Below are 21020 nucleotides of genomic sequence, written 5' to 3'. Positions count from 1 at the left end.
GCGGGGGCCTGCGCGGCGTTCGCCATCGGCAGGGTGCCGAACAGCATCGCGCCGCTCAGCGCGCCGGCACCCAGTGCACCAGCGACTGCCGTACGGACCGAAGACCTTGACTTCGACATTTCTTGCTCCTTCATAACGTTCGGTGACCAACACAAAGAACGCTAAATGACATTTCTTGGCGACGAATCAAAGAAAGTATGTAAAACGCTGTGAATGCCGGTGGGCGAATACCAACTACCGCCGTTTTCAACTTTTCTTCAGTGCCTCGGTCAGCACCTGTTCAAATACGCATTTGCGCAACGCATGAAATTGCAGTTCACTGATGTCAGTACGTCAGTACTCAACTATCCTTGCAGCTAGATGCCCTTTACTGAAGTACTGAACTACGTGAACGCATGGTTACGACTTTTATGATTCGGCTCGGATCGCAGCCGTTCCGGCGACGCCGAATTTTTGTTCGCTCGGGCAAGCCCATTCAGCGCATCAATTTCGATGTTTTATGCGGAATCTGCCTTTGCTTGCTATCGTGAACAGGTGTGCCAGCAACGGGAGAAAACGACGATTTCCTGCTGGCGGGGCCGGACGCGCCCACGATGTGCCCGGCACCCGCTCCAGCGGTTCTTCGGTAACTCTGCGCTGGCCAGCCACATCGGCCAGGGCTCTCCGCCAAGTGGCCGGAGCGCTACCCTCGATACGTACCGGGTGGCCGCGACCGCATCTGGTCACGTCTGGCAGCGTCTTCTCGACGAAGTCTTCTCATCGACGCGAATTTTGATGTCCTGATTTCCGCAAGCGAAGGGTCTGAGCGATGAGCATTCCCCCCGGCGGCGGCGTCGACTCCAGCGCCGGACCGTTCCGCGCCCGTCCCGCATCGAGCAGACCTTCGGCTCACTCGAACGACGCCGATCCCACCGAACGTTTCACGAGCATCCGGCAGAAGATCGGCCAGCGGACACGTGGTCAACGGACCCGACGAACGGTCGACCTTCCTCCAGCCACCCACCGCGCGCTCGACATCTGGCAGCGAGAGGCCGCCGATCGTCTCGGACTCGCCCGGGTCACCGGTCAAGAGGTTCTGACCGCTCTCATCGACCAGCTGCTCAACGACCCGAAGCTGTCAGCTCAAGTCATCCGCAACATCCAGAGCGGGCGCTGAGTCGCCGCCGGCTGCACCACGGCCGACGGCGCAGCCGGTGCTAATTTCGGCTCATGGCTGAAACGCCGCCGCGCCGCCGCGAGCAGGGCAGTCTCGATGAACGTGCCACGCTTGAAGCCTTCCTCGACGACTACCGCGACATCGTGGTACGCAAGGTCGCCGGCCTCTCCGACGCCGTGGCGCGCCGCCGGCTGGTGTCATCAGCAACGACGGCGGGTGGGCTGGTAAAGCACCTGCGCTGGGCGGAATTCGGCTGGTTCGAACAGCTAGTGCAAGAGCGACTCGACGACAATCGTCGCCGCCACGACCGCAACTGGGAATTCGAATTCCTGCCTGCCGAGTCGCTGGCGACGCTCGTCACCGAATACCAGGCGCAGTGCGTGCAGTCCCGGCTGATCTCAGCGCGGTATCCGCTCGAACACCAAGTGCCGCACCGTCGCATCGGGGCGGTATCCCTGCGTTGGATCTACGTACACATGATCGAGGAAACCGCCCGGCACACCGGACAACTGGACATCTTGCGCGAACAGCTCGATGGCGCAACCGGATTCGACGGTTGATCGAGACGGGGCCAGATGGCCGGGACGCTAGTCCTTCTTGTCGTCGTCCTTGTCGTCTTTGCCGCCCTTGTCGTCCTTCTCGCTTTTACCGCCCTTGTCGTCCTTTTTGCTCTTGTCGTCCTTTTTGCTCTTGTCGTCGCCTTTGTCGTCGTCGCCTTCCTCGCGCAGCTCACGTTTGAGGATCTTGCCGGTCGAGTTGCGGGGCAACTCGTCGAGGAAAGCTATTTCTCGAGGCACCTTGTACTTGGCCAGCTGGTCCTTCACGTGCTTCTTGAGGGTGTCCTCGTCGACATCGGAGCCCCCCTTCTTGACAACGAAGGCTTTCAGGCGGTGGCCCCACTCTTTATCTTCGACGCCGATCGCGGTGGCCTCCACCACCTCCGGATGCCCACTGAGGCAGTCCTCGACTTCGGCGGGGAAGACGTTCTCGCCGCCGGACACGATCATCTCGTCGTCGCGACCGCTGATGAAGAGCAGGCCCTTTTCATCGAAGTAGCCGACGTCACCGGAGGACAGCATGCCGTCGATGATCTGCTTGCCGCCGCCCCCGGTGTAGCCCTCGAACGGGAAGCTGCTGCCGACGAAGATCCGCCCGACCTCGCCCTGCGGCTTTTCCTTGCCGTCGTCGTCGAAGATCTTGACCTTCACCCCTTTGACAACCGCTCCGGCCGTCGACGAGTTGTACTCCAAGTGCTTGGGCTCGGCGATGGAAGCGAACGCGATCTCGGTCGAGCCGTACATGTTGTAGATGACGGGTCCGAACTCCTTGAGCCCCCGCTCAGCCACATCGGCGTTCAGCGCGGAGCCCGAGACGAAGATGATCCGCAGGCTCGACAGATCGGGCCGCTCGTCCATCTTTTCCAGCGCCTCGAGCATCCGCGACAACATAACCGGAACAACGATGATCGCGGTCGTCTTGTGCTTCTCGATGTCCTGCAACACGACCTCGGGCTTGAACTTGCGGTGCAGTAGCAGCGTCGAGCCGAGGAATCCCCCGATGCCGAAGTGCAGGAAGCCCAGGGCATGGAACATCGGCGCCGGCAACGCCGTCACCTCGCCGGCCTTGAACGGAACATGCGACAAGATACCGCCGATCGGTCCCAGGCTGGGCGGGGTGCTGCGGTTCGCGCCCTTCGGGGTGCCGGTGGTACCGCTGGTCAGGATGATGATCGACGAATGCTTGCTCGCCTTGGGCGCGGGCTTGCCGCTGCTGTGTTCGATCAGGTCGGCAAGCGTCTCGTCCTTGCTGTTCGACTTCTTGTCGGAGTCGGGATTGCTGCCCAGTGCCCGCAATTTACCCAGCGGCGGGTCGGCCTTGCTGACGTCTTCGGCGTATTCGTCGTCGTAGATGATCAGTTTGGCGTCTTCGCGTTCGGACACTTCTTTGATCTGCGGGCCGGAGAACGAGCTGTTCAGCAGGATGATGCGGGTGCCAACCCGGGCGCAGCCGAACAGCGCGATGGCGAACCAGCGGCTGTTGCGCGCCAGGATCGCGACGCCGTCGCCACCCTTGACACCTTTGTCCAGCAGGCCGTGGGCGACCGCGTTGGCGGCGTCGTCGAGTTCCTTCCACGTGATCTCGCCGTCGTCGTCGATGACGGCCACCTTGTCCGGCGTGCGTCGGGAGTGCATCGCGGGCATCATCCCGATCTCGCCCCATTTCCGCATGTCGTTCGCCATCGCGGCAACATTCTGGGGTGGCTGCAGCGGGAAGCCGCCCGCTTCGATGATCTTGCGGACATAGTGCAGCTCGGAGAGGCCACGGTCCGCGTACTGCTGGGCTTTGGGGACAGCTTTCCACGGTAACAAGTCACTGAAGTTAGGCATGAGTTCACAATATGTGACGCAGTTCGCACCACGGGGCAAAAATCTACGATGAAACACATGGCCGGCCCGCTGTCGGTGGAAGTGGACGGACGCCAAGTCGCCGTCAGCCACCCTGACAAGCTGGTTTTTCCTCGTCACAACAGATGCGCCGGGCACACCAAGCTCGACTTGATCCGCTACTACTTGAGCGTCGCGGACGGCGCCCTGCGGGGAGTCGCCGGACGCCCGATGATCTTGAAGCGCTTCGTCAAAGGCCTCGCCGAAGAGGCGATTTTCCAGAAACGGGCTCCGCAGCAGCGGCCGGACTGGGTGGAGGTAGCCGAACTGCGCTATGCCTCGGGCACCTCGGCGAAAGAGGCGGTCATCCGCGACGCCGCGGGTCTGGTGTGGGCGATCAACCTGGGTTGCATCGACCTCAATCCGCATCCGGTGCTCGCTGAAGACCTCGACCACCCTGACGAACTCCGCGTCGACCTGGACCCGATGCCCGGAGTGCAGTGGCGTCAGATCCTGGACGTCGCGCTGATCACCCGCGCGGTGCTCGAGGACTACGGGCTGACCCCGTGGCCGAAGACATCCGGCTCACGAGGCTTCCATATTTATGCACGCATCGCACCGCAGTGGCCGTTCAGCAAAGTGCGGCTGGCCGCCCAGACGGTTGCCCGGGAGGTCGAGCGGCGAGCACCGGAACTGGCCACCAGCCGCTGGTGGAAGGAGGAACGCGAGGGCGTGTTCGTCGACTTCAACCAGAACGCCAAAGACCGCACGATCGCGTCGGCCTACTCGGTGCGGGCCACCGCTGATGCCCGGGTGTCGACGCCGCTGCTGTGGGAGGAAGTGCCCGACTGCCGTCCAGAGGCGTTCACGATCGAGACCGTCCCACAGCGGTTCGCCGAGATCGGTGACCCGTGGGCGGACATGGACGGCGAGCCGGGCGGACAGCTCGGCCCGCTGCTCGAGCTGGCGGAGAAACTCGGGCCGGCCGAGAGGGCGCCGAAGGGAGCCGGACGCAGTCGCGCCGGCAGGCGCGTTTCCAAGATGCCGCTCATCGAGGTGGCGCGCACCAAGACCAAGGACGAGGCGATGGCTGCGCTGGACACGTGGCGTGAGCGCCATCCCGCCGCGGCCGAGCTGCTGCAGCCGGCCGACGTCCTGGTTGACGGCATGCGCGGGCCCAGCTCGATCTGGTATCGGATCCGGATCAATCTGCAGCACGTTCCGGCCGAGCAGCGGCCGCCTCAAGAGGAGCTGATTGCCGACTACAGCCCCTGGAACATATGAGAACGTATGAGCCGAGCGGGCCAATCCAGCCGACGGCTTGGGGCGATCTCCGACACGCCGCAGCAGCGCATACGACAGAATTGCGGCATGCAGGCGACCGATCATCTGCCGTTGAACAGGCGCAGGTTCCTCGGCCTCGCCGGGGCAGCGACGCTGACGACTGCCGGGTTTGCCGTCGCATGTTCGTCGAGGAAGTCGGCCGGCGGTGCTGACGGAGAGGTGACCATTCGGCACCAGTTCGGCGAGACGACCATCTCCGCGCCGCCCAAGCGAGTGGTGAGCGCCGGCTACACCTGCCAGGATGATCTGCTCGCGGTGGGTGTTGTGCCGATCGCGGTGACCAACTGGTTCGGCGACGAACCGTTCGGGGTGTGGCCGTGGGCTCAGCCTAGGTTGGGCGACGCCAAGCCGGTTGTGCTCAGCCTGGACAACGGAATCCAGGTAGCCAAGATTGCCGGCCTGAAACCTGATCTGATCGTGGCCACCGACGCCGGCGTGGACGCCGACACCTACCAGAAACTGTCGGCGATCGCCCCTACCGTCGCGCAATCCGGCGGCGACGCGTTCTTCGAGCCGTGGAAGGAGCAGGCCATCGCGATCGGGAGAGCCGCCTACCAAGCCGACCAGATGAAGGCGCTCGTTGCCGCAGTGGATCAGAAGTTCACCGATGCGGGCAACAAGTATCCGCAATTCAACGGCAAAAAGGTTCTACTGCTGCAGGGCACGCTGCACCAAGACAATGCGGTCGCCACCGTGGCGGGTTGGCGCACCGAGATTTTCACCCAGATGCGCCTGGTCGTCGCCGACAACATCAGTTCCTTCACCGTCGACCCACAGCGTGCCTTCATCCCACGCAAGCAGATCAAGGATGTACTCGACGCCGTCGATGTGCTGATCTGGACGACCAACACCGACGAAGACCGGCTCGCCTTACTGGCCGACCCCGACGTGGCGGCGCTGGGGGCGCGCAACATCTTCACCACCAAGGATCTGGCCGGGGCGCTGGCTTACGCGTCGCCGCTGAGCTACCCGCTGGTAGCCGACCAGCTGCCACCGCTCATCGCGAAAGCATTGAGCTGAATTCCATTGCCCCGTTGAATCATCCGCGTATGGACCACCGACCGGTCTGAGCGTTCGTTAAGGCACTTCTGGCAGAGCTCGAAGATATGTAGCCCCAGCAGTGCCGCGGGGTTACCGTCGAGTAATGAGCGCGGCAACGGACTTGGCAGCGACAGCGGACGTGACGGCACGCATCAGTGACTACGGCGACCAGGCGCTGCTGTTGCAGTTCGACAGCAGCGCTGCCGTTTTGGCGTGGGCAGCCGCCGTACGCGAGGCGGCGCTGCCCGGCGTGCTCGACATCGTGCCGGCTTCTCGCACGGTCCTGCTCAAACTCGACGGGCCGCGCTGTCAGAGCGCCGTCCGCAAAGGGCTGAACACGTTGCGTGTCACACCTGATTCGGTGCCGGCTTCGCCGCCGGACGGCTGTGTCGACGTGGTAATCGACGTGGTCTACGACGGCGCCGACCTCGACGACGTCGCCCGCCGCACCGGACTCAGCACGGCCCAAGTGGTCGAGGCCCACACCGCCACGCCGTGGCATGTGGCGTTCGGCGGGTTCGCTCCGGGCTTTGCCTACCTCGTTGGCGGTGACCCGCGCCTCGTGATACCGCGGCGGTCAGACCCTCGCGCTTCGGTGCCGGCCGGATCCGTCGGGCTGGCAGGTGAATTCAGCGGTATCTACCCGCGCCAGTCACCGGGCGGCTGGCAGCTGATCGGCCACACCGACGCCGTGATGTGGGACATCGACCGGTCCGACCCGGCCTTGCTGACACCGGGTGCCTGGGTTCAGTTCCGAGCCGCCTAGCAACGACTGAGGGAGAACATCCGTGCCGACATTGGAGATCCTGCGCACCGGACCGTTGGCGCTGATCCAGGACCTCGGCCGGGTCGGTCTTGCCCACCTCGGCGTCACCAGGTCAGGAGCCGCAGACCGGCGTGCACACACGCTGGCCAACCGGTTGGTGGCCAACCCCGACGACCGCGCGACCATCGAAGTCACCTTCGGCGGCTTTGCGGCGCGGGTGTGCGGCGGTGACGTCGACATCGCGGTCACCGGTGCCGATGCCGATCCTGCCGTCAACGGAACAGTCTTCGGCTCCAACAGCATTCACCATGTGCTTGACGGCGACGTGATCTCGCTGAGCACTCCGCGCGCCGGACTACGCAGCTATCTGGCGGTGCGCGGCGGCATCGACGTCAAACCGGTACTGGGATCACGCAGCTACGACACGATGTCGGCGATCGGGCCGCTGCCGCTGCAGGTCGGTGAACTGCTGCCCATCGGCGAGCACACCGCTGAATATCCTCAGCTCGATCTGGCTCCGGTTGCGGCGATCAGCCAGCACCTCGTCGAGGTGATGGTCGTGCCGGGGCCACATGAGGACTGGCTTGTCGATCCCGACGCCCTGGTGCACACCATCTGGATGGCCTCCGACCACAGCGATCGGGTGGGGATGCGATTAGAAGGTCGCCCGCTGCAGCATCGCTGGCCAGATCGCCAATTGCCGAGCGAAGGGGCCACCCGAGGCGCGATCCAGGTACCGCCCAGCGGGAGGCCGGTCGTCCTGGGCCCCGACCATCCGGTGACCGGGGGCTACCCGGTGGCCGGTGTGGTGACCGACGAGGACATCGACAAGTTCGCTCAAGTCCGTCCCGGACAGTACGTGCGGTTGCATTGGTCGCGCCCCCGGTCACCGCTTTCCACGTCGAACGTCGCCGCCGCGAGGCACTGAACTCACAAACCTTTTCATCGGGACTGGTACACAGGAAGGGTGCGCAGCCAGGTACACACCGCCCGCCTGGTGCATACCGCCGACCTCGACAGCGAGACGCGCCAAAGCGCCCGCCAGATGGTCGCCGACGCGTTCGCTGGTGAAATCGCCGAGTCGGACTGGGATCACGCCCTCGGCGGGATGCACGCGCTGATCTGGCGCCACGGCGCGATCATCGCGCATGGTGCGGTGGTGCAACGACGCCTCGTCCACCGCGACAGGACATTTCGTTGCGGTTACGTCGAAGCCGTTGCAGTTCGGGAGGATTGGCGCGATCAGGGACTGGCGATCGCGATACTCGACGCTTGCGAGCAGGTGATCCGCGGTGGCTACCCGCTGGGGGCGCTCAGTTCATCCGAGCGCGGCCGCCGACTGTTCACGACTCGTGGCTGGCTCCCCTGGCATGGCCCGACCTCAGTGCTGGCGCCCGGCGGGCAGACCCGTACCCCGCAGGACGACGGCTCGGTGTTCGTGCTGCCGGTAAATGTCGAACTGGACACCTCGGCGGGCTTGATGTGCGATTGGCGCGACGGCGACGTCTGGTAGCGCGGGGTTCAACTTCGCGGCTCACTCGCCGCCGCCGGCTCGGTGATCGCTATTTCACGCCGGGCTTACGCTCGCCACGGTCGGGTTAACAAAGCACTCATAGCGTGAGCGGCGTCGGTCGAAGACGAGGAGAGTGCATGCCACGCGCACACCGCATATCGCGCTGGAACCCCGAAGACACGGTGGCGTGGGAGGCCGGCAACAAGTACGTCGCCCGCCGCAACCTGATCTGGTCGGTAGTCGCCGAGCACCTTGGCTTTTCGGTGTGGTCGATCTGGTCGGTCATGGCGCTGTTCATGCCGCAGGCCGTCTACGGCTTTTCCACCGCCGACAAGTTCCTGCTGGGTGCGACCGCAGCGCTGGTCGGCGGGTGCCTACGGATTCCATACACACTGGCCACGGCGAAGTTCGGTGGGCGCAACTGGACAACGTTCTGCGCGGTCGTGCTGCTCATCCCGACGGTTATGACGATCTGGCTGCTGTCACACCCGGGGTTACCGCTGTGGCTGTATTTGGCGTGCGCGGCTCTGGCCGGTCTCGGTGGCGGCAACTTCGCGTCGTCGATGACCAATATCAATGCCTATTACCCGCAACGGCTCAAGGGTTGGGCGCTTGGCATCAACGCCGGCGGCGGCAACATCGGAGTGGCCGTGATCCAGGTGGTCGGGCTGCTGGTCGTCGCCGTCGCCGGCAACCGCGCCCCGTACTGGGTTTGCGCCGTGTATCTGGTGCTGTTGGCGATCGCCGGTCTCGGTGCGGCGTTGTTCATGGACAACCTCGACCAACACGAGGTCGACCTGGGTGCCATGCGGTCAATCCTGACGCAGCCTGACTCGTGGGTGATCTCGCTGCTCTACATCGGCACCTTCGGTTCATTCATCGGGTTGTCCTTCGCTTTCGGCCAGGTACTGCAGCTCAACTTCGTCGAGGCCGGAGAGACCACGGCGCACGCGTCGCTGCACGCCGCGCAACTGGCGTTCCTCGGTCCGCTGTTCGGGTCGGCGAGTCGGGTGTACGGCGGAAAACTGGCCGACCGCATCGGCGGCGGACGCGTCACTTTAGCGGCCTTTGCGCTAATGATCCTGCCGACAGTGCTGTTGGCCGCCGCCGGCTCCTACGACGAGGTGCCCGACAACGTCGAGGGCGTCACCATGATCGGCTATGTCCTCGGCTTCGTCACGTTGTTCATCCTCTCCGGCGTCGGCAACGGCTCGGTGTACAAAATGATCCCGTCGGTCTTCGAAGCACGCAGCCGCTCGCTGGGCTTGAGCGAACCGGACCGTCGGCGTTGGTCGCAGGCCATGTCGGGAGCATTGATCGGGTTTGCCGGCGCGATCGGGGCCCTCGGCGGCGTGGCGATCAGCCTGGTGTTACGGCAGTCCTATCTATCCAGCGGCTCGGCGACAACGGCTTTTTGGGTGTTCGACGCGTACTACGTCGGGGCGGCGGTGCTGACGTGGGCGAGGTACGTGCGCCGCCCGGCGGCAGCCGGCACCGTCCATCCGGCCGCGGCGAAGGAGTGTGCCGCCGCCGTTGCGGCCAATTGACAGCCTTGGATGACGACGGCCGCGGTCACCGCCGCCACGCGCGACGCCGCATCCGGGTGCAACGGGTCGGCAATTGTTCGGTAACGCCGGCGAAATTTGCTTGGCATACACACGTCATATGGGTCAGCCAGATTCGGCGTCACTCACCGGCTATCGAGTAGCGGTCACCGCCGCCCGGCGCGCTGAGGAACTGTGCGCGCTGCTGCGCCGCCACGGCGCCACCGTCTGCAGCGCTCCGGCGATCACTATGGTGGCGCTGCCCGACGACGACGAACTGCACCGCTGCACCGAGGCACTGATCGCCGATCCGCCGGACGTTTTGATCGCCACGACGGGCATCGGGTTTCGCGGCTGGATCTCCGCGGCCGAAGGGTGGGGGCTGGCCAACGAACTCATCACGGCTTTGTCAAAAGCCCTGGTGGTGGCCCGCGGGCCCAAGGCGACGGGCGCGCTGCGGGCGGCCGGTCTGCGCGAACAGTGGTCTCCCCAATCGGAATCGTCGCGTGACGTGCTTGCGTACCTACTCCAGTCCGGCGTCGACGGCCAGTCGATCGCCCTTCAGCTGCACGGCGCCACCGACGATTGGGATCCGTTTCCGGAGTACGTCACCGAACTTCGCGCTGCCGGAGCCGAAGTCGTTCCTATCCGGGTATACCGATGGCTTCCGGCGCCCAGGGCAGGCGAATTCGACCAGTTGGTCACCCAGATCGCTCAGCGTCAGGTCGACGCTGTCGCATTCACCTCGGCGCCGGCTGCTGCCGCAACTCTGCTGCGCGCCGCCGACCTCGGCATATCCGACAAGCTGATCGACGCGCTGCGTTCCGACGTGCGGGCGATGTGCGTTGGCCCCGTCACCGCCGAACCGTTGGTGCGGCTGGGCATCCCAACCTCCGCACCCGAGCGAATGCGGTTGGGCGCGTTAGCCCGTCATATCACTCAGGAACTACCGGCGTTAAGGTCCCGCACTATTTGCGCCGCTGGTCACGTGATCGAGATACGGGGCTCCTGCGTGCTGGTGGATGGGACGGTCAAGTCGTTGTCGCCATCGGGAATGGCGACGCTTCGGGCGCTGGCGACCCGGCCGGGAACCGTGGTTTCCCGCACCGACCTGCTGCGCGTACTTCCCGGCAACGGCACCGACACTCATGCGGTGGACACCGCGGTGCTGCGACTGCGAACCGCACTGGGTGACAGAAACATCGTTGCAACCGTGGTGAAACGTGGCTACCGGTTGGCAATCGATGACGAGTATGGCGCGGCGTGATCCGTCGAAAGGCCGCCGAAATTACTTCGCCTAGCAGCCCACCTGCACCATGCCGTCGACCATCCGCGTGCGGTATACCGGCACCGTAACCGTCGGATCGGTAAGGCAGCTGCCGTCATCGAGGGCGAACGCCTGCTTGCCGATGGGTGTTTGCACCATTGCCCGCCCGCCGCGGTCACCGACGAGACCCCGGGAGTTGACCGCGGCGCCGGAGAACGGGTCGATATTTCCAATGGCGCACAGTGTTCCATCATCAAGGCGGAACAGCGCCGCCTGGGCGCCGTCCGGAAGCAGGACTCCGACCCCGCGGCCGGGAATCAAGTAGTCGTACGCGCAGGCTGCCGTCCAGGTGTCGGTATCGGAACCCTGAAGGTGAACGCTGTCATTGAGCAGCGTCATGAGAATCCTCGCCTTGCCGGTGCTTTCATGTCCGTATCCGCGGTATCCCGATCAATACCGGATCAGCGCTCTCCTGTCCGCCGGCAGCCGGTCTCTTCCGGCCGTTGTACTCGGTGAAGCTGACCGTCGGATCGGGGGTGTCGGGGGCGTTGACGAACGAGACGAACCTGGACAATTTCTCCGGATCTTCCAGCACACCCGCCCATTCACACTTGTAGTTCGCCACGTGCTGCACCATCGCCGCCTCGAATTCCTCTGCCAGGCCAAGCGAGTCGTCGCACACGACCTCGCGCAGGTGATCCAATCCACCTTCCAGCGATTCGATCCACGGTGCGGTGCGTTGCAGGCGGTCAGCGGTTCGGATGTAGAACATCAGGAACCGGTCGACGTAGCGGATCAATGTTTCTTCATCCAGGTCGCCGGCAAGCAGTTGGGCATGCTTGGGGTAGAACCCGCCGTTGCCGCCGACGTAGAGATTCCATCCCTGCTCGGTCGCGATGACGCCGACGTCCTTGCCGCGCGCTTCGGCGCATTCCCGTGCGCAGCCCGAGACGCCCAGCTTGATCTTGTGTGGTGCGCGCAATCCGCGGTAGCGCAGCTCCATGTCGATGGCCAACTGCACCGAATCCTGTTGCCCGTAACGGCACCAGTCGGTTCCCACGCAGCTCTTCACCGTACGAAGCGCTTTGCCGTAGGCGTGACCGGACTCCATGCCGCCGTCGACCAGCCGCTTCCAGATCGCCGGCAGCTGGTCGACTCGGGCGCCGAACATGTCGATCCGCTGACCACCGGTGATCTTGGTGTAGAGGCCGAAATCTTTGGCGATCTGGCCGATCAGGATCAGGTGCTCCGGTTCGATGCTGCCGCCGGCTACCCGCGGCACCACCGAGTAGCTGCCATTCTTTTGGATGTTGGCCAGGAAGTGGTCGTTGGAGTCCTGCAGCGACGCCTGCTCGCCGTCGAGGATGTGGTCGGAGCTTGTGGACGCCAATATCGACGCGACGGTGGGTTTGCAGATGTCGCACCCTTTTCCACTGCCGAAGCGCTCCAGCAACCCGGAAAACGTGCGGATCGACGTGGCGCTGATGATCTCGAACAGCTCCGCGCGTGACTGACTGAAGTGTTCGCACAGTGCCTTGGACTGCTCGACCCCCGCCGAGTCCAACAGTTGCTTGAGCATCGGCACGCAGGAACCGCACGAGGTGCCGGCTGACGTGCAGGACTTGAGGCCGGGCACGTCGGTGCAGCCGTCGGCGATGGCAGCGGACAGATCGGCTTTGGTGACGTTGTTGCAGGAACAGATCTGCCCCGAATCGGGCAGCGTGCTCGCACCGAATCCCGCTGCAGCGCTGCCGATTTTCGCGGGAGAGATCAGGGTTAGCGGATCCCCCGGCAGCTGCGAGCCGACCATCGGCCGCAGCAATCCGTACGCCGACGCATCGCCAACCAGGATGCCGCCGAGCAGTGTCTTGGCGTCGTCGGACAGAACCAGCTTGGCGTAAGTCCGGTTGACCGCGTCGTTGACGACCACCTGGAGACAGTTCTCGGCGGTGCCCATCGCATCACCGAAGCTGGCGACGTCGACACCGAGCAGCTTGAGCTTGGTCGACATGTCGGCTTCGCCGAATTCCGCGTCGCCGTGCAACAACCGGTCGGCCACCACCTCGGCGCTGGTGTAGCCGGGCCCGACCAAGCCGTAACAGCGCCCCGCGATCGCGGCGACCTCACCGACCGCATAGATGTCCGGATCGGTTGTCTGACAGGCTAAATCGGTCAGCACGCCGCCACGCTCGGCCAGCTCCAGACCGGCAGCCCTGGCCAGGTCGTCGCGCGGGCGAATGCCGGCGGCGAAGACCACCAGCCCTGCGTCGATCACCTCACCGTCAGATAGGTGCACCCGTACCGATCGAGACCCGTCGTCGTGTTCGACGGATTCGATCGAATCGGTGCCTACCCCGACATGCAAGGCGATCCCGAGCTCGCCGATCATTTTCCCCAGGAGCGCACCGCCGGCCTCGTCGATTTGCTGAGCCATCAACCTCGGCATCATCTCCAGGACATGGGTGCGCAGTCCGAACATGCTCAGCGCGTTGGCGGCCTCAAGGCCGAGCAGACCGCCACCGATCACCACACCGGCGTCGGTATGGCCGGCGTCCAAGATGCGTTGCACGTCGGCACGAATGCCGTCCAGGTCGTCGAGCGTGCGGTAGACGTGGCAGGCCGGCAGGTCGTGGCCGGGCACCGGTGGGACGAAAGCGTAAGAGCCGGTGGCCAGCACCAGCTGGTCGTACGGAAAGCGGCGGCCATCGATGGTAGACACCGACTTGCTACCCCGGTCGATCTCTGCCACCCGGGCGTTGAGTATCAATCGAACCCGCTCGTCGCCGGCATAGTCGTTGCCCGGCAACGCGAGCAGGTTGCGATCCCAGCTTTCGGTGTAGGCGGTCAACCCCACCCGGTCGTAAGCGGCGTCGGCCTCCTCGGCCAAGACGGTGATCCGCACGGTGCGGTCGGAGTCGCGCGAGCACACCGCTTCCACGAGCCGGTGGCCGACCATCCCGTGCCCGACGACCACGATCTGCCGCCCGGCATGCGGATGCTCGACGGGAACCATGATCCCGAGGCTAGGAACGTGGTATTGCGAAAACGTCGCGCGCCGTCACGCCGCGATGACGGTGTTGTCACACCGAGCCGGCAGGCGTGTGAGTCCGTTCTCTCAAGGGCGAACTTCCGGCGGAACTTCAGCGTGCCCGACTCAGGTTTAGCAGACAGTGGGCCGGCATGGGGCCGGCCGACGAGATCGAGGAGACAGCACATGAGCAACCTGACCCTGTGGTCGCGACCCGCCTGGAACACCGACCGCTGGCTGCGCGAGTTCTTCGGCCCCGCGGCCGCCAACGACTGGTTCAAGCCGCTGGCCGGCTTCAATCCCGCCGCTGAAATCACCAAAGACGGCGACGACGCGGTGGTCCGACTGGAGTTGCCCGGTGTCGACGTCGAGAAGGACGTCAATGTGGACCTGGTGGACGGCCGGCTGGTGATTCACGGCGAGCGCCGCGACGAGCACGCCGAGGAGAAGGACGGACGCACACTGCAGGAGGTCCGCTACGGATCATTCCGGCGGTCGTTCCAACTTCCCGCGCACATCACCGGCGAGGCCGTCTCGGCGTCGTATGACGCCGGCGTGCTGACCGTCCGGGTTGCCGGCGCCTACGCGGGCGCCCAGCCGCAGCGCATCGCGATCACCAAGTAAGCGCGGTTCAGATCCGGTGGCCATCCCGGGCCACCGGCCTCGGGCTATTCAGGCAAGTTCCTGCGCGAACGCGCCCGCAGCGTCCACTCCAACGACGCGAAGCAGGTTGGAGACTTTGTCATCAAGTCCTTCACCGACTTCGGTCACCTCGCGGATGCCGAGGCTGCCGAATGCTGCGCTCGGCTGGTCCATCGTGAACACGGCATTGCCCTCGGCGTCGCTGTAGACCAGCATTCGCAGCGGCGCGTACAGCAGCGCTTTGGGGTTGTGGCGAAACATGGTCTCGGCGATCACATGGTTGCCGATCAGGTACTCGACGGCTTGGACGCGATGCCCGGCGATGCTGAACAGCGGAGCTGCGTCGATTTTGGCGTAAACCATCAGATCGTTGGGAGCACTCTCGGCGACGACGCGACGCACCTCGTCCCAGTCGCCGCCGTCGGCCGCGATCCGCTGCATCGGATCGGGGTTGAACGGCGGTGCCGCCTTCTCCAGCGCGGTCACGAACTCGTCGAAGGCCACACCGGTGGCGATGTCGACGCGAGTCATGTGGTGGTCTTCGCGGTGGACCTCGGTCATCATGCCACCCTTCCGGTTGACAGTTCAATGAACGAACCTTACTGACGGTCGAGTATATGGTTCGGTGACTGAACCTGCAAGGTACGATTGTCAGGTGGCCCTGCCCCGCGAATACACCTCCGAAGTTTGTCCCATCGCGCGGTCGCTCGAGATCGTGGGCGAGCGCTGGACCCTGTTGATCGTGCGTGACGCCTTCTACGGCGTCCGGCGGTTCACCGACTTTCGGGCTCACCTCGGCATTCCCAAAGCTGTTCTGGCCGAGAGGCTTGGTCTGCTGGTCGAGGAGGGTGTATTGAAAAGGGTTGCCGGCGCCCGCGGACGCGACGAGTATGAGCTGACCGCGAAGGGCCGGCGACTGTGGCCCACGATCTGGTCATTGATCAACTGGGGCAACGAGAACTACCTGGCGCAGACCAACCGGCGTGCCTACCGCCACGCCGACTGCGGCGGCACCATCGCATCGGACCGGGTGTGCGCAGCATGTGGGCAAGTTCCCGACGTCACCGAACTCCTCGTGCACCCGCCGCGCCGACCGCCTGACCGGGGCACGGGTGACGACCCCGTCAGCAGGACCCTGCGCCGGCCGCACCGGCTGCTGGAGCCGATCGAAGCCGGATAGCGGCGGCTGTTCGACCGGCCAGCTCAGATAGTCTGTGGACCACGATGCCCCAGCCAGTGCTCGCCCGGGAGCTCACCGATCTGCCGGAGGTAATCCGGCGGGTGCCTGCGCCGCCGGTTCCGGTGTTGAGAAATCCGTTTTCCTTGCGGGTTGCCGACCTTTCCGACGCCGAACTGGTCGCCGAGTGGATGAACCGCCCCCACCTGGCCGCAGCATGGGAATACGACTGGCCGGTGGCGCGGTGGCGCCGGCACCTGCAGGCTCAACTCGAAGGCTCGTATTCGGTGCCGCTGATCGTCGCCCTGCGGGGGGTAGAGGGCGCCTATCTCGAGTTATACAGAGCGGCAAAGGATTCCATCGCTGACCGTTACGACGCGCATCCGCGCGACCTGGGCCTGCACGCGGCTATCGCCGACGAGGAGTATGTCAACCGCGGGTTCGCAACGCTGCTGCTGCCACAGTTCGTGGCCAACGTTTTCGACATCGAGCCCGACTGCCCACGTGTGATGTTCGACCCGGACCATCGCAACACCGCGGTGCGGCGGTTGTGCGAATACGCCGGTTGCCGTTTCCTCGGTGAGCACGAGATGGCGAATCGGCGGATGGCGCTTTACGCGTTCGACCGCCCGAACAGCACCTCGTAGCCCGCGTGATGCGGCTTGAGGCGGCCGTCACCAGGTCCCACAGCACCTCGTCGGTGCCGCCGCCGACGCGGGCCAGTTTCGTGTCGCGCCACCATCGCCCGATCGGAGTTTCGTCGACGGGAAAAGGCTGAGCCGGTCCCGTCATCGGTGAGGTAGCCCAGAGCTCCAGTGAGCAACCAGCATTCGTCACCGAGCGCAGTGTCGCCGTAGTAGCCCGTCATCATCGACAGGCCGCGGATCTCGATTTCGCCGATGTCGCCGCCGTCGATTGCGTCTCGTTCCGCGATGCGGCCCTGCACGCCGGGGATGGGTGACGCGAGGACGGTATGGTTAGGCTAGCCTGCTTTGACAGCGACGCCGGAGGCCCCGGTGTTCCGGCCGAATAACAGCCGTCGAAGCGAAACCCGTTGGAAAGGTTTTCGTTTCCGTGGACGACCGGTGAGCGAGCGACCGTTGATTTGATGATCACGCCCGGGAAATGCGACGAGCCGCGTCTCACATTGTGATTCCTGACACCGCGGCGCAAACAGAGCGGGTGTTTGACGGCAGCGCGCGGCCGGCGCCGGACGTATGAGCGACGACGTGCTGCGGTGCCCGACGACACTGCGGTGTCCGGACCACCTCGACCCGGCGCGGCGACGCACATCTAGAGACGCCCAGCTGATCTCCAACGAAGTTGTGCGGCAAGGCAAGACGCGGCAACGTGGCGACCTGCCGGTGCCGTGGTCCGCCGGTTAGCGGGGAGACCTTCCGTGCCCGGCTACTCGATGGGACGCCGAGTGGTGACGCGGTGTAGGCAGGTTGGGCGCAGGCGGTCAGGCCGGCTGCTCAGCGACCCCCGCGCCGCATGGCGGCCATATCTGAGTACCCTTCGAGCAGGTTCACAGAAGAGGATTAACACCAGATGAGCGCACCTACGGCTAACCGGCCCGGCACCGGCGTCTTCTCCTCTAACCGCGCGCAGGTTGCGCAGCGCACGCTGCGCACCGACCGCTGGTGGAAAGCCCCGCTGCTGACCGACCTGGGTTTGGCGGCATTCATCATCTACGCAGCGATCCGGGCGTTCTGGGGCAGCTCCTACTGGGTCGACACGTACCACTACCTGACGCCGTTCTACTCGCCGTGCATCAGCTCGTCGTGTGCGCCCGGCGCCAGCCACTTGGGCGTATGGTTCGGACACTTTCCCTGGTGGATCCCGCTGGGCAGCCTGGTGCTGCCCTTCTTGCTCGGTTTTCGGCTGACCTGCTACTACTACCGCCGCGCCTATTACCGCTCGGTATGGCAGTCGCCTCCGGGATGTGCTGTAGCGGAACCGCATTCGACCTACACCGGCGAAACCCGGCTTCCACTGATAATTCAGAACAGCCACCGCTACTTCTTCTACGTCGCGACGATCGTGTCGCTACTCAACACCTATGACGCGATCAAAGCGTTCCACTCGCCGGGCGGATTCGGCTTCGGCCTGGGCAACGTCGTTCTCGTCACCAACGTGGTCCTGCTCTGGGTGTACACGTTGTCGTGCCACTCCTGTCGCCACATCGCCGGTGGTCGGCTCAAGCACTTCTCCCAACACCCGGTGCGCTACTGGCTGTGGACACAGATCAGCAAGATCAACACCCGCCACATGCAGTTCGCCTGGATCACTTTGGGCACGCTGGTGCTCACCGACTTGTACGTCTCGCTGGTGGCCAGCGGTGCAATTCACGACCTCAGGTTCGTCGGCTGAGCGGGTTTTCGTAATTAGTTGCTAGTTAGTTGAGCGAGGTTCAATGACTGAGGTCGAACGGCACTCCTACGACGTGGTGGTGATAGGTGCCGGCGGCGCGGGGCTGCGCGCGGTGATCGAGGCCCGCGAACGGGGCTTGAAAGTAGCAGTGGTGTCCAAGTCGTTGTTCGGCAAGGCCCACACGGTGATGGCCGAGGGCGGCTGCGCGGCTTCGATGGGAAACACCAACCCGAAGGACAACTGGAAAACCCACTTCGGCGACACGATGCGCGGTGGGAAGTTCCTGAACAACTGGCGGATGGCCGAACTGCACGCCAAGGAGGCGCCCGACCGGGTTTGGGAGCTGGAGACCTACGGCGCATTGTTCGACCGCACCAAAGACGGCCGAATCAGCCAGCGCAACTTCGGTGGACACACCTACCCACGGTTGGCGCACGTCGGTGACCGCACCGGCCTCGAGCTGATCCGCACCATGCAGCAGAAGATCGTGTCGCTGCAGCAAGAAGACCACGTCGAACTCGGTGACTACGAGGCGCGAATCAAGGTGTTCGCCGAATGCACGATCACCGAGCTGCTCAAAGATAGCTCGGGTACGAGTGCCCCGGGCGAGCAGAGTGCCATCGCCGGGGCCTTCGGCTACTGGCGCGAAAGCGGCCGGTTCGTCTTGTTCGAAGCGCCGGCGGTGGTGCTGGCCACCGGCGGGATCGGCAAATCGTTCAAGGTGACGTCCAACTCCTGGGAGTACACCGGCGATGGGCATGCCCTGGCGCTGCGGGCCGGTGCGACGCTGATCAACATGGAGTTCGTCCAGTTCCACCCGACCGGCATGGTGTGGCCGCCGAGCGTCAAAGGCATCTTGGTCACCGAAGGTGTTCGCGGCGACGGCGGGGTGCTGAAGAACTCCGAAGGCGGCCGGTTCATGTTCGGCTACATTCCGGCGGTCTTCAAAGGCCAGTACGCCGAAACCGAGCAAGAGGCCGACCAGTGGCTTAAGGACAACGATTCGGCCCGTCGCACCCCGGACCTGTTGCCCCGTGACGAAGTGGCGCGCGCCATCAACTCCGAAGTGAAGTCCGGCCGCGGCACCCCGCACGGCGGCGTGTACCTGGATATCGCGTCCCGGCTGACGCCCGCGGAGATCAACCGGCGGCTGCCCTCGATGTATCACCAGTTCAAGGAACTGGCCGGCGTCGACATCACCAGAGAACCGATGGAAGTCGGTCCCACCTGCCACTACGTCATGGGTGGCGTCGAGGTCGACGCCGACACGGGAGCGGCCACCGTCCCGGGGTTGTTCGCCGCCGGTGAGTGCTCGGGCGGGATGCATGGCTCCAACCGGTTGGGCGGCAACTCCCTGTCGGACCTGCTGGTGTTCGGCCGGCGCGCCGGGCTGGGCGCCGCAGATTACGTCAGGGCGCTGAGCAGCCGGCCCACGGTTTCCCAAGGCGCCGTCGAAGCCGCGGCGAAGCTGGCGGTGGCTCCGTTCGAGACGCCGACGAACGGGGCCGGAGTTGAAAACCCCTACACCTTGCAGCTGGAGCTGCAGGACTCGATGAACGATCTGGTGGGCATCATCCGCAACGCGGACGAAATCTCCCAGGCCCTCGACCGGCTCACCCAACTGCGCGAGCGGTTCAAGCGCATTCATGTGGAGGGTCACCGCCAGTACAACCCGGGCTGGAATCTGGCTCTCGATTTGCGCAACATGCTGCTGGTCAGCGAATGCGTCGCCAAGGCGGCACTGGCGCGCACCGAAAGCCGCGGCGGGCACACCCGCGACGACCATCCGGCGATGGACTCGTCATGGCGCAAGGTGCTGCTGGTGTGCCGGGCGGCAAGCGGTGCGGACGTGATTCCCGACATCGAGGTCACCCGCAAGGACCAGGAGCCGATGCGGCCGGATCTGCTCGAGCTATTCGACATCTCCGAGCTGGAGAAGTACTACACGGACGACGAGCTGACCGAACATGCAGGACGGAGAAGCTAAATGACCTACAACGCGAGTCTGCAAGTGTGGCGCGGCGACCAGACCGGCGGCGCGCTGCAGGAGTTCAAGGTCGACGTCAACGAGGGCGAGGTGGTGCTCGACATCATTCATCGCCTACAGCAGACGCAGACGCCCGACCTCGCGGTGCGGTGGAACTGCAAGGCGGGCAAGTGCGGCTCGTGCTCGGCCGAGATCAACGGCAAGCCCCGGTTGATGTGCATGACCCGGATGTCGACTTTCGCCGAGGACGAGGTTGTGACGGTGACACCGCTGCGGGCCTTCCCGGTGATCCGCGACCTGGTCACCGACGTCTCGTTCAACTACGAGAAGGCCCGCGAAATACCGTCGTTCGCGCCGCCCAAAGAGCTCCAGCCCGGCGAGTACCGCATGGCGCAGAACGACGTTGCGCGTTCCCAGGAGTTCCGCAAGTGCATCGAGTGCTTTTTGTGTCAGACCGTCTGTCACGTGATCCGCGACCACGACGAGAACAAAAAGGCGTTCGCCGGCCCGCGTTACCTGATGCGGGTCGCCGAGCTGGACATGCATCCGCTGGATACCATGGACCGGCGCAACCAGGCCCAGGAGGAGCACGGACTGGGCTACTGCAACATCACCAAGTGCTGCACCGAGGTGTGCCCCGAGCACATCAAGATCACCGACAACGCCCTGATTCCGATGAAAGAGCGGGTCGTCGATCGGAAATACGATCCGGTGGTTTGGCTGGGTAACAAGCTGTTCCGACGTTGACGGAGTAGCCTGACGAGTGGCTGAGTCCGCCCGGGGACCATCCCATCACCG

19 protein-coding genes and 2 pseudogenes are annotated in these 21020 nt (G+C 64.6%); 16 read left to right on the top strand and 5 right to left on the bottom strand.

What is annotated here, in order from left to right:
- The first annotated feature begins 808 nt into the window (after positions 1–808).
- The gene (locus WA317_RS05470; protein ID WP_425172071.1) at positions 809–1156 is read left to right on the top strand and encodes an ATPase; all 348 of its coding nucleotides are present in this window, start codon (positions 809–811) and stop codon (positions 1154–1156) included.
- Between the two features lie 53 nt (positions 1157–1209).
- Positions 1210–1716, top strand: a complete 507-nt coding sequence (locus WA317_RS05465) for a DinB family protein (RefSeq protein WP_425172070.1) — start codon at positions 1210–1212, stop codon at positions 1714–1716.
- Between the two features lie 159 nt (positions 1717–1875).
- On the opposite strand, the pseudogene fadD2 reads toward WA317_RS05465, so the two are convergent.
- A pseudogene (gene fadD2 / locus WA317_RS05460) lies at positions 1876–3543 on the bottom strand (long-chain-fatty-acid--CoA ligase FadD2); the annotation flags it as partial.
- A gap of 48 nt (positions 3544–3591) precedes the next feature.
- On the opposite strand from fadD2, the gene WA317_RS05455 reads away from it, so the two are divergent.
- From WA317_RS05455 to WA317_RS05425, 7 genes are all read left to right on the top strand, one after another.
- The gene (locus WA317_RS05455; protein ID WP_425172069.1) at positions 3592–4824 is read left to right on the top strand and encodes a DNA polymerase domain-containing protein; all 1233 of its coding nucleotides are present in this window, start codon (positions 3592–3594) and stop codon (positions 4822–4824) included.
- A gap of 69 nt (positions 4825–4893) precedes the next feature.
- Positions 4894–5904: an ABC transporter substrate-binding protein gene (locus WA317_RS05450; protein ID WP_425172072.1), complete on the top strand. Its 1011-nt coding sequence runs from the start codon at positions 4894–4896 to the stop codon at positions 5902–5904.
- A gap of 124 nt (positions 5905–6028) precedes the next feature.
- Complete coding sequence (locus WA317_RS05445; RefSeq protein WP_425172068.1) at positions 6029–6691, top strand: 5-oxoprolinase subunit B family protein; 663 nt, start codon at positions 6029–6031, stop codon at positions 6689–6691.
- Between the two features lie 22 nt (positions 6692–6713).
- Positions 6714–7619: a 5-oxoprolinase/urea amidolyase family protein gene (locus WA317_RS05440; RefSeq protein ID WP_425172067.1), complete on the top strand. Its 906-nt coding sequence runs from the start codon at positions 6714–6716 to the stop codon at positions 7617–7619.
- A 39-nt stretch (positions 7620–7658) separates the two neighbouring features.
- Positions 7659–8204, top strand: coding sequence for a GNAT family N-acetyltransferase (locus tag WA317_RS05435; RefSeq protein WP_425172066.1), 546 nt, complete (start codon positions 7659–7661; stop codon positions 8202–8204).
- Positions 8205–8341: 137 nt separating this feature from the next.
- A complete protein-coding gene (locus WA317_RS05430; RefSeq protein ID WP_425172065.1) occupies positions 8342–9751 on the top strand; it encodes a nitrate/nitrite transporter in 1410 nt (469 codons plus the stop codon).
- A 118-nt stretch (positions 9752–9869) separates the two neighbouring features.
- On the top strand, positions 9870–11015 hold the full coding sequence (locus WA317_RS05425; protein WP_425172064.1) for a uroporphyrinogen-III synthase: 1146 nt from the start codon (positions 9870–9872) through the stop codon (positions 11013–11015).
- A 30-nt stretch (positions 11016–11045) separates the two neighbouring features.
- Here WA317_RS05425 and nirD read toward each other — a convergent pair whose 3' ends face one another.
- Both nirD and nirB read right to left on the bottom strand, forming a co-directional pair.
- Positions 11046–11414, bottom strand: a complete 369-nt coding sequence (nirD, locus tag WA317_RS05420; RefSeq protein WP_425172063.1) for a nitrite reductase small subunit NirD — start codon at positions 11412–11414, stop codon at positions 11046–11048.
- Positions 11415–11439: 25 nt separating this feature from the next.
- A complete protein-coding gene (nirB, locus tag WA317_RS05415; protein WP_425172062.1) occupies positions 11440–14028 on the bottom strand; it encodes a nitrite reductase large subunit NirB in 2589 nt (862 codons plus the stop codon).
- A 201-nt stretch (positions 14029–14229) separates the two neighbouring features.
- Here nirB and WA317_RS05410 point away from each other — a divergent pair, with 201 nt between their 5' ends.
- Positions 14230–14667: an Hsp20/alpha crystallin family protein gene (locus tag WA317_RS05410; protein ID WP_425172061.1), complete on the top strand. Its 438-nt coding sequence runs from the start codon at positions 14230–14232 to the stop codon at positions 14665–14667.
- Positions 14668–14715: 48 nt separating this feature from the next.
- Here WA317_RS05410 and WA317_RS05405 read toward each other — a convergent pair whose 3' ends face one another.
- Positions 14716–15246, bottom strand: coding sequence for a DUF302 domain-containing protein (locus WA317_RS05405; RefSeq protein ID WP_425172060.1), 531 nt, complete (start codon positions 15244–15246; stop codon positions 14716–14718).
- 94 nt (positions 15247–15340) lie between these two features.
- Between WA317_RS05405 and WA317_RS05400 the strand changes: the two genes are divergently transcribed.
- Both WA317_RS05400 and WA317_RS05395 read left to right on the top strand, forming a co-directional pair.
- Complete coding sequence (locus WA317_RS05400) at positions 15341–15865, top strand: winged helix-turn-helix transcriptional regulator (RefSeq protein ID WP_425172059.1); 525 nt, start codon at positions 15341–15343, stop codon at positions 15863–15865.
- 44 nt (positions 15866–15909) lie between these two features.
- On the top strand, positions 15910–16509 hold the full coding sequence (locus tag WA317_RS05395; protein WP_425172058.1) for a GNAT family N-acetyltransferase: 600 nt from the start codon (positions 15910–15912) through the stop codon (positions 16507–16509).
- Here WA317_RS05395 and WA317_RS05390 read toward each other — a convergent pair.
- Positions 16476–16627: pseudogene (locus tag WA317_RS05390) on the bottom strand (acyl-CoA dehydrogenase family protein); the annotation flags it as partial. The gene WA317_RS05395 and the pseudogene WA317_RS05390 sit on opposite strands and share 34 nt — an antisense overlap.
- Before the next feature lie 452 nt (positions 16628–17079).
- On the opposite strand from WA317_RS05390, the gene WA317_RS05385 reads away from it, so the two are divergent.
- The 4 genes from WA317_RS05385 to WA317_RS05370 all read left to right on the top strand — a co-directional run bounded on the left by WA317_RS05385 (position 17080) and on the right by WA317_RS05370 (position 20969).
- Positions 17080–17247, top strand: a complete 168-nt coding sequence (locus WA317_RS05385) for a hypothetical protein (protein WP_425172057.1) — start codon at positions 17080–17082, stop codon at positions 17245–17247.
- 166 nt (positions 17248–17413) lie between these two features.
- A complete protein-coding gene (locus tag WA317_RS05380) occupies positions 17414–18235 on the top strand; it encodes a hypothetical protein (protein WP_425172056.1) in 822 nt (273 codons plus the stop codon).
- A 43-nt stretch (positions 18236–18278) separates the two neighbouring features.
- Positions 18279–20222, top strand: a complete 1944-nt coding sequence (locus WA317_RS05375; protein ID WP_425172055.1) for a fumarate reductase/succinate dehydrogenase flavoprotein subunit — start codon at positions 18279–18281, stop codon at positions 20220–20222.
- On the top strand, positions 20223–20969 hold the full coding sequence (locus WA317_RS05370; RefSeq protein WP_425172054.1) for a succinate dehydrogenase/fumarate reductase iron-sulfur subunit: 747 nt from the start codon (positions 20223–20225) through the stop codon (positions 20967–20969).
- Positions 20970–21020: the final 51 nt, after the last annotated feature.

The organism is Mycobacterium sp. (assembly GCF_049802695.1).
In the GTDB taxonomy this organism is placed as follows: Bacteria; Actinomycetota; Actinomycetes; order Mycobacteriales; family Mycobacteriaceae; genus Mycobacterium.
The sequence above is the reverse complement of the archived record's forward strand: the minus strand, read 5'-3'. Positions and strand labels throughout refer to the sequence as shown.

What these genes read in the sequence shown, in the direction of transcription:
- WA317_RS05470 (WP_425172071.1), top strand. Translation starts at nt 809, where the DNA reads ATGAGCATTCCCCCCGGCGGCGGCGTCGACTCCAGCGCCGGACCGTTC.
- WA317_RS05465 (WP_425172070.1), top strand. Translation starts at nt 1,210, where the DNA reads ATGGCTGAAACGCCGCCGCGCCGCCGCGAGCAGGGCAGTCTCGATGAA.
- WA317_RS05455 (WP_425172069.1), top strand. Translation starts at nt 3,592, where the DNA reads ATGAAACACATGGCCGGCCCGCTGTCGGTGGAAGTGGACGGACGCCAA.
- WA317_RS05445 (WP_425172068.1), top strand. Translation starts at nt 6,029, where the DNA reads ATGAGCGCGGCAACGGACTTGGCAGCGACAGCGGACGTGACGGCACGC.
- WA317_RS05430 (WP_425172065.1), top strand. Translation starts at nt 8,342, where the DNA reads ATGCCACGCGCACACCGCATATCGCGCTGGAACCCCGAAGACACGGTG.
- WA317_RS05425 (WP_425172064.1), top strand. Translation starts at nt 9,870, where the DNA reads ATGGGTCAGCCAGATTCGGCGTCACTCACCGGCTATCGAGTAGCGGTC.
- nirD (WP_425172063.1), bottom strand. Translation starts at nt 11,414, where the DNA reads ATGACGCTGCTCAATGACAGCGTTCACCTTCAGGGTTCCGATACCGAC.
- nirB (WP_425172062.1), bottom strand. Translation starts at nt 14,028, where the DNA reads ATGGTTCCCGTCGAGCATCCGCATGCCGGGCGGCAGATCGTGGTCGTC.
- WA317_RS05410 (WP_425172061.1), top strand. Translation starts at nt 14,230, where the DNA reads ATGAGCAACCTGACCCTGTGGTCGCGACCCGCCTGGAACACCGACCGC.
- WA317_RS05405 (WP_425172060.1), bottom strand. Translation starts at nt 15,246, where the DNA reads ATGACCGAGGTCCACCGCGAAGACCACCACATGACTCGCGTCGACATC.
- WA317_RS05395 (WP_425172058.1), top strand. Translation starts at nt 15,910, where the DNA reads ATGCCCCAGCCAGTGCTCGCCCGGGAGCTCACCGATCTGCCGGAGGTA.
- WA317_RS05385 (WP_425172057.1), top strand. Translation starts at nt 17,080, where the DNA reads ATGAGCGACGACGTGCTGCGGTGCCCGACGACACTGCGGTGTCCGGAC.
- WA317_RS05380 (WP_425172056.1), top strand. Translation starts at nt 17,414, where the DNA reads ATGAGCGCACCTACGGCTAACCGGCCCGGCACCGGCGTCTTCTCCTCT.
- WA317_RS05375 (WP_425172055.1), top strand. Translation starts at nt 18,279, where the DNA reads ATGACTGAGGTCGAACGGCACTCCTACGACGTGGTGGTGATAGGTGCC.
- WA317_RS05370 (WP_425172054.1), top strand. Translation starts at nt 20,223, where the DNA reads ATGACCTACAACGCGAGTCTGCAAGTGTGGCGCGGCGACCAGACCGGC.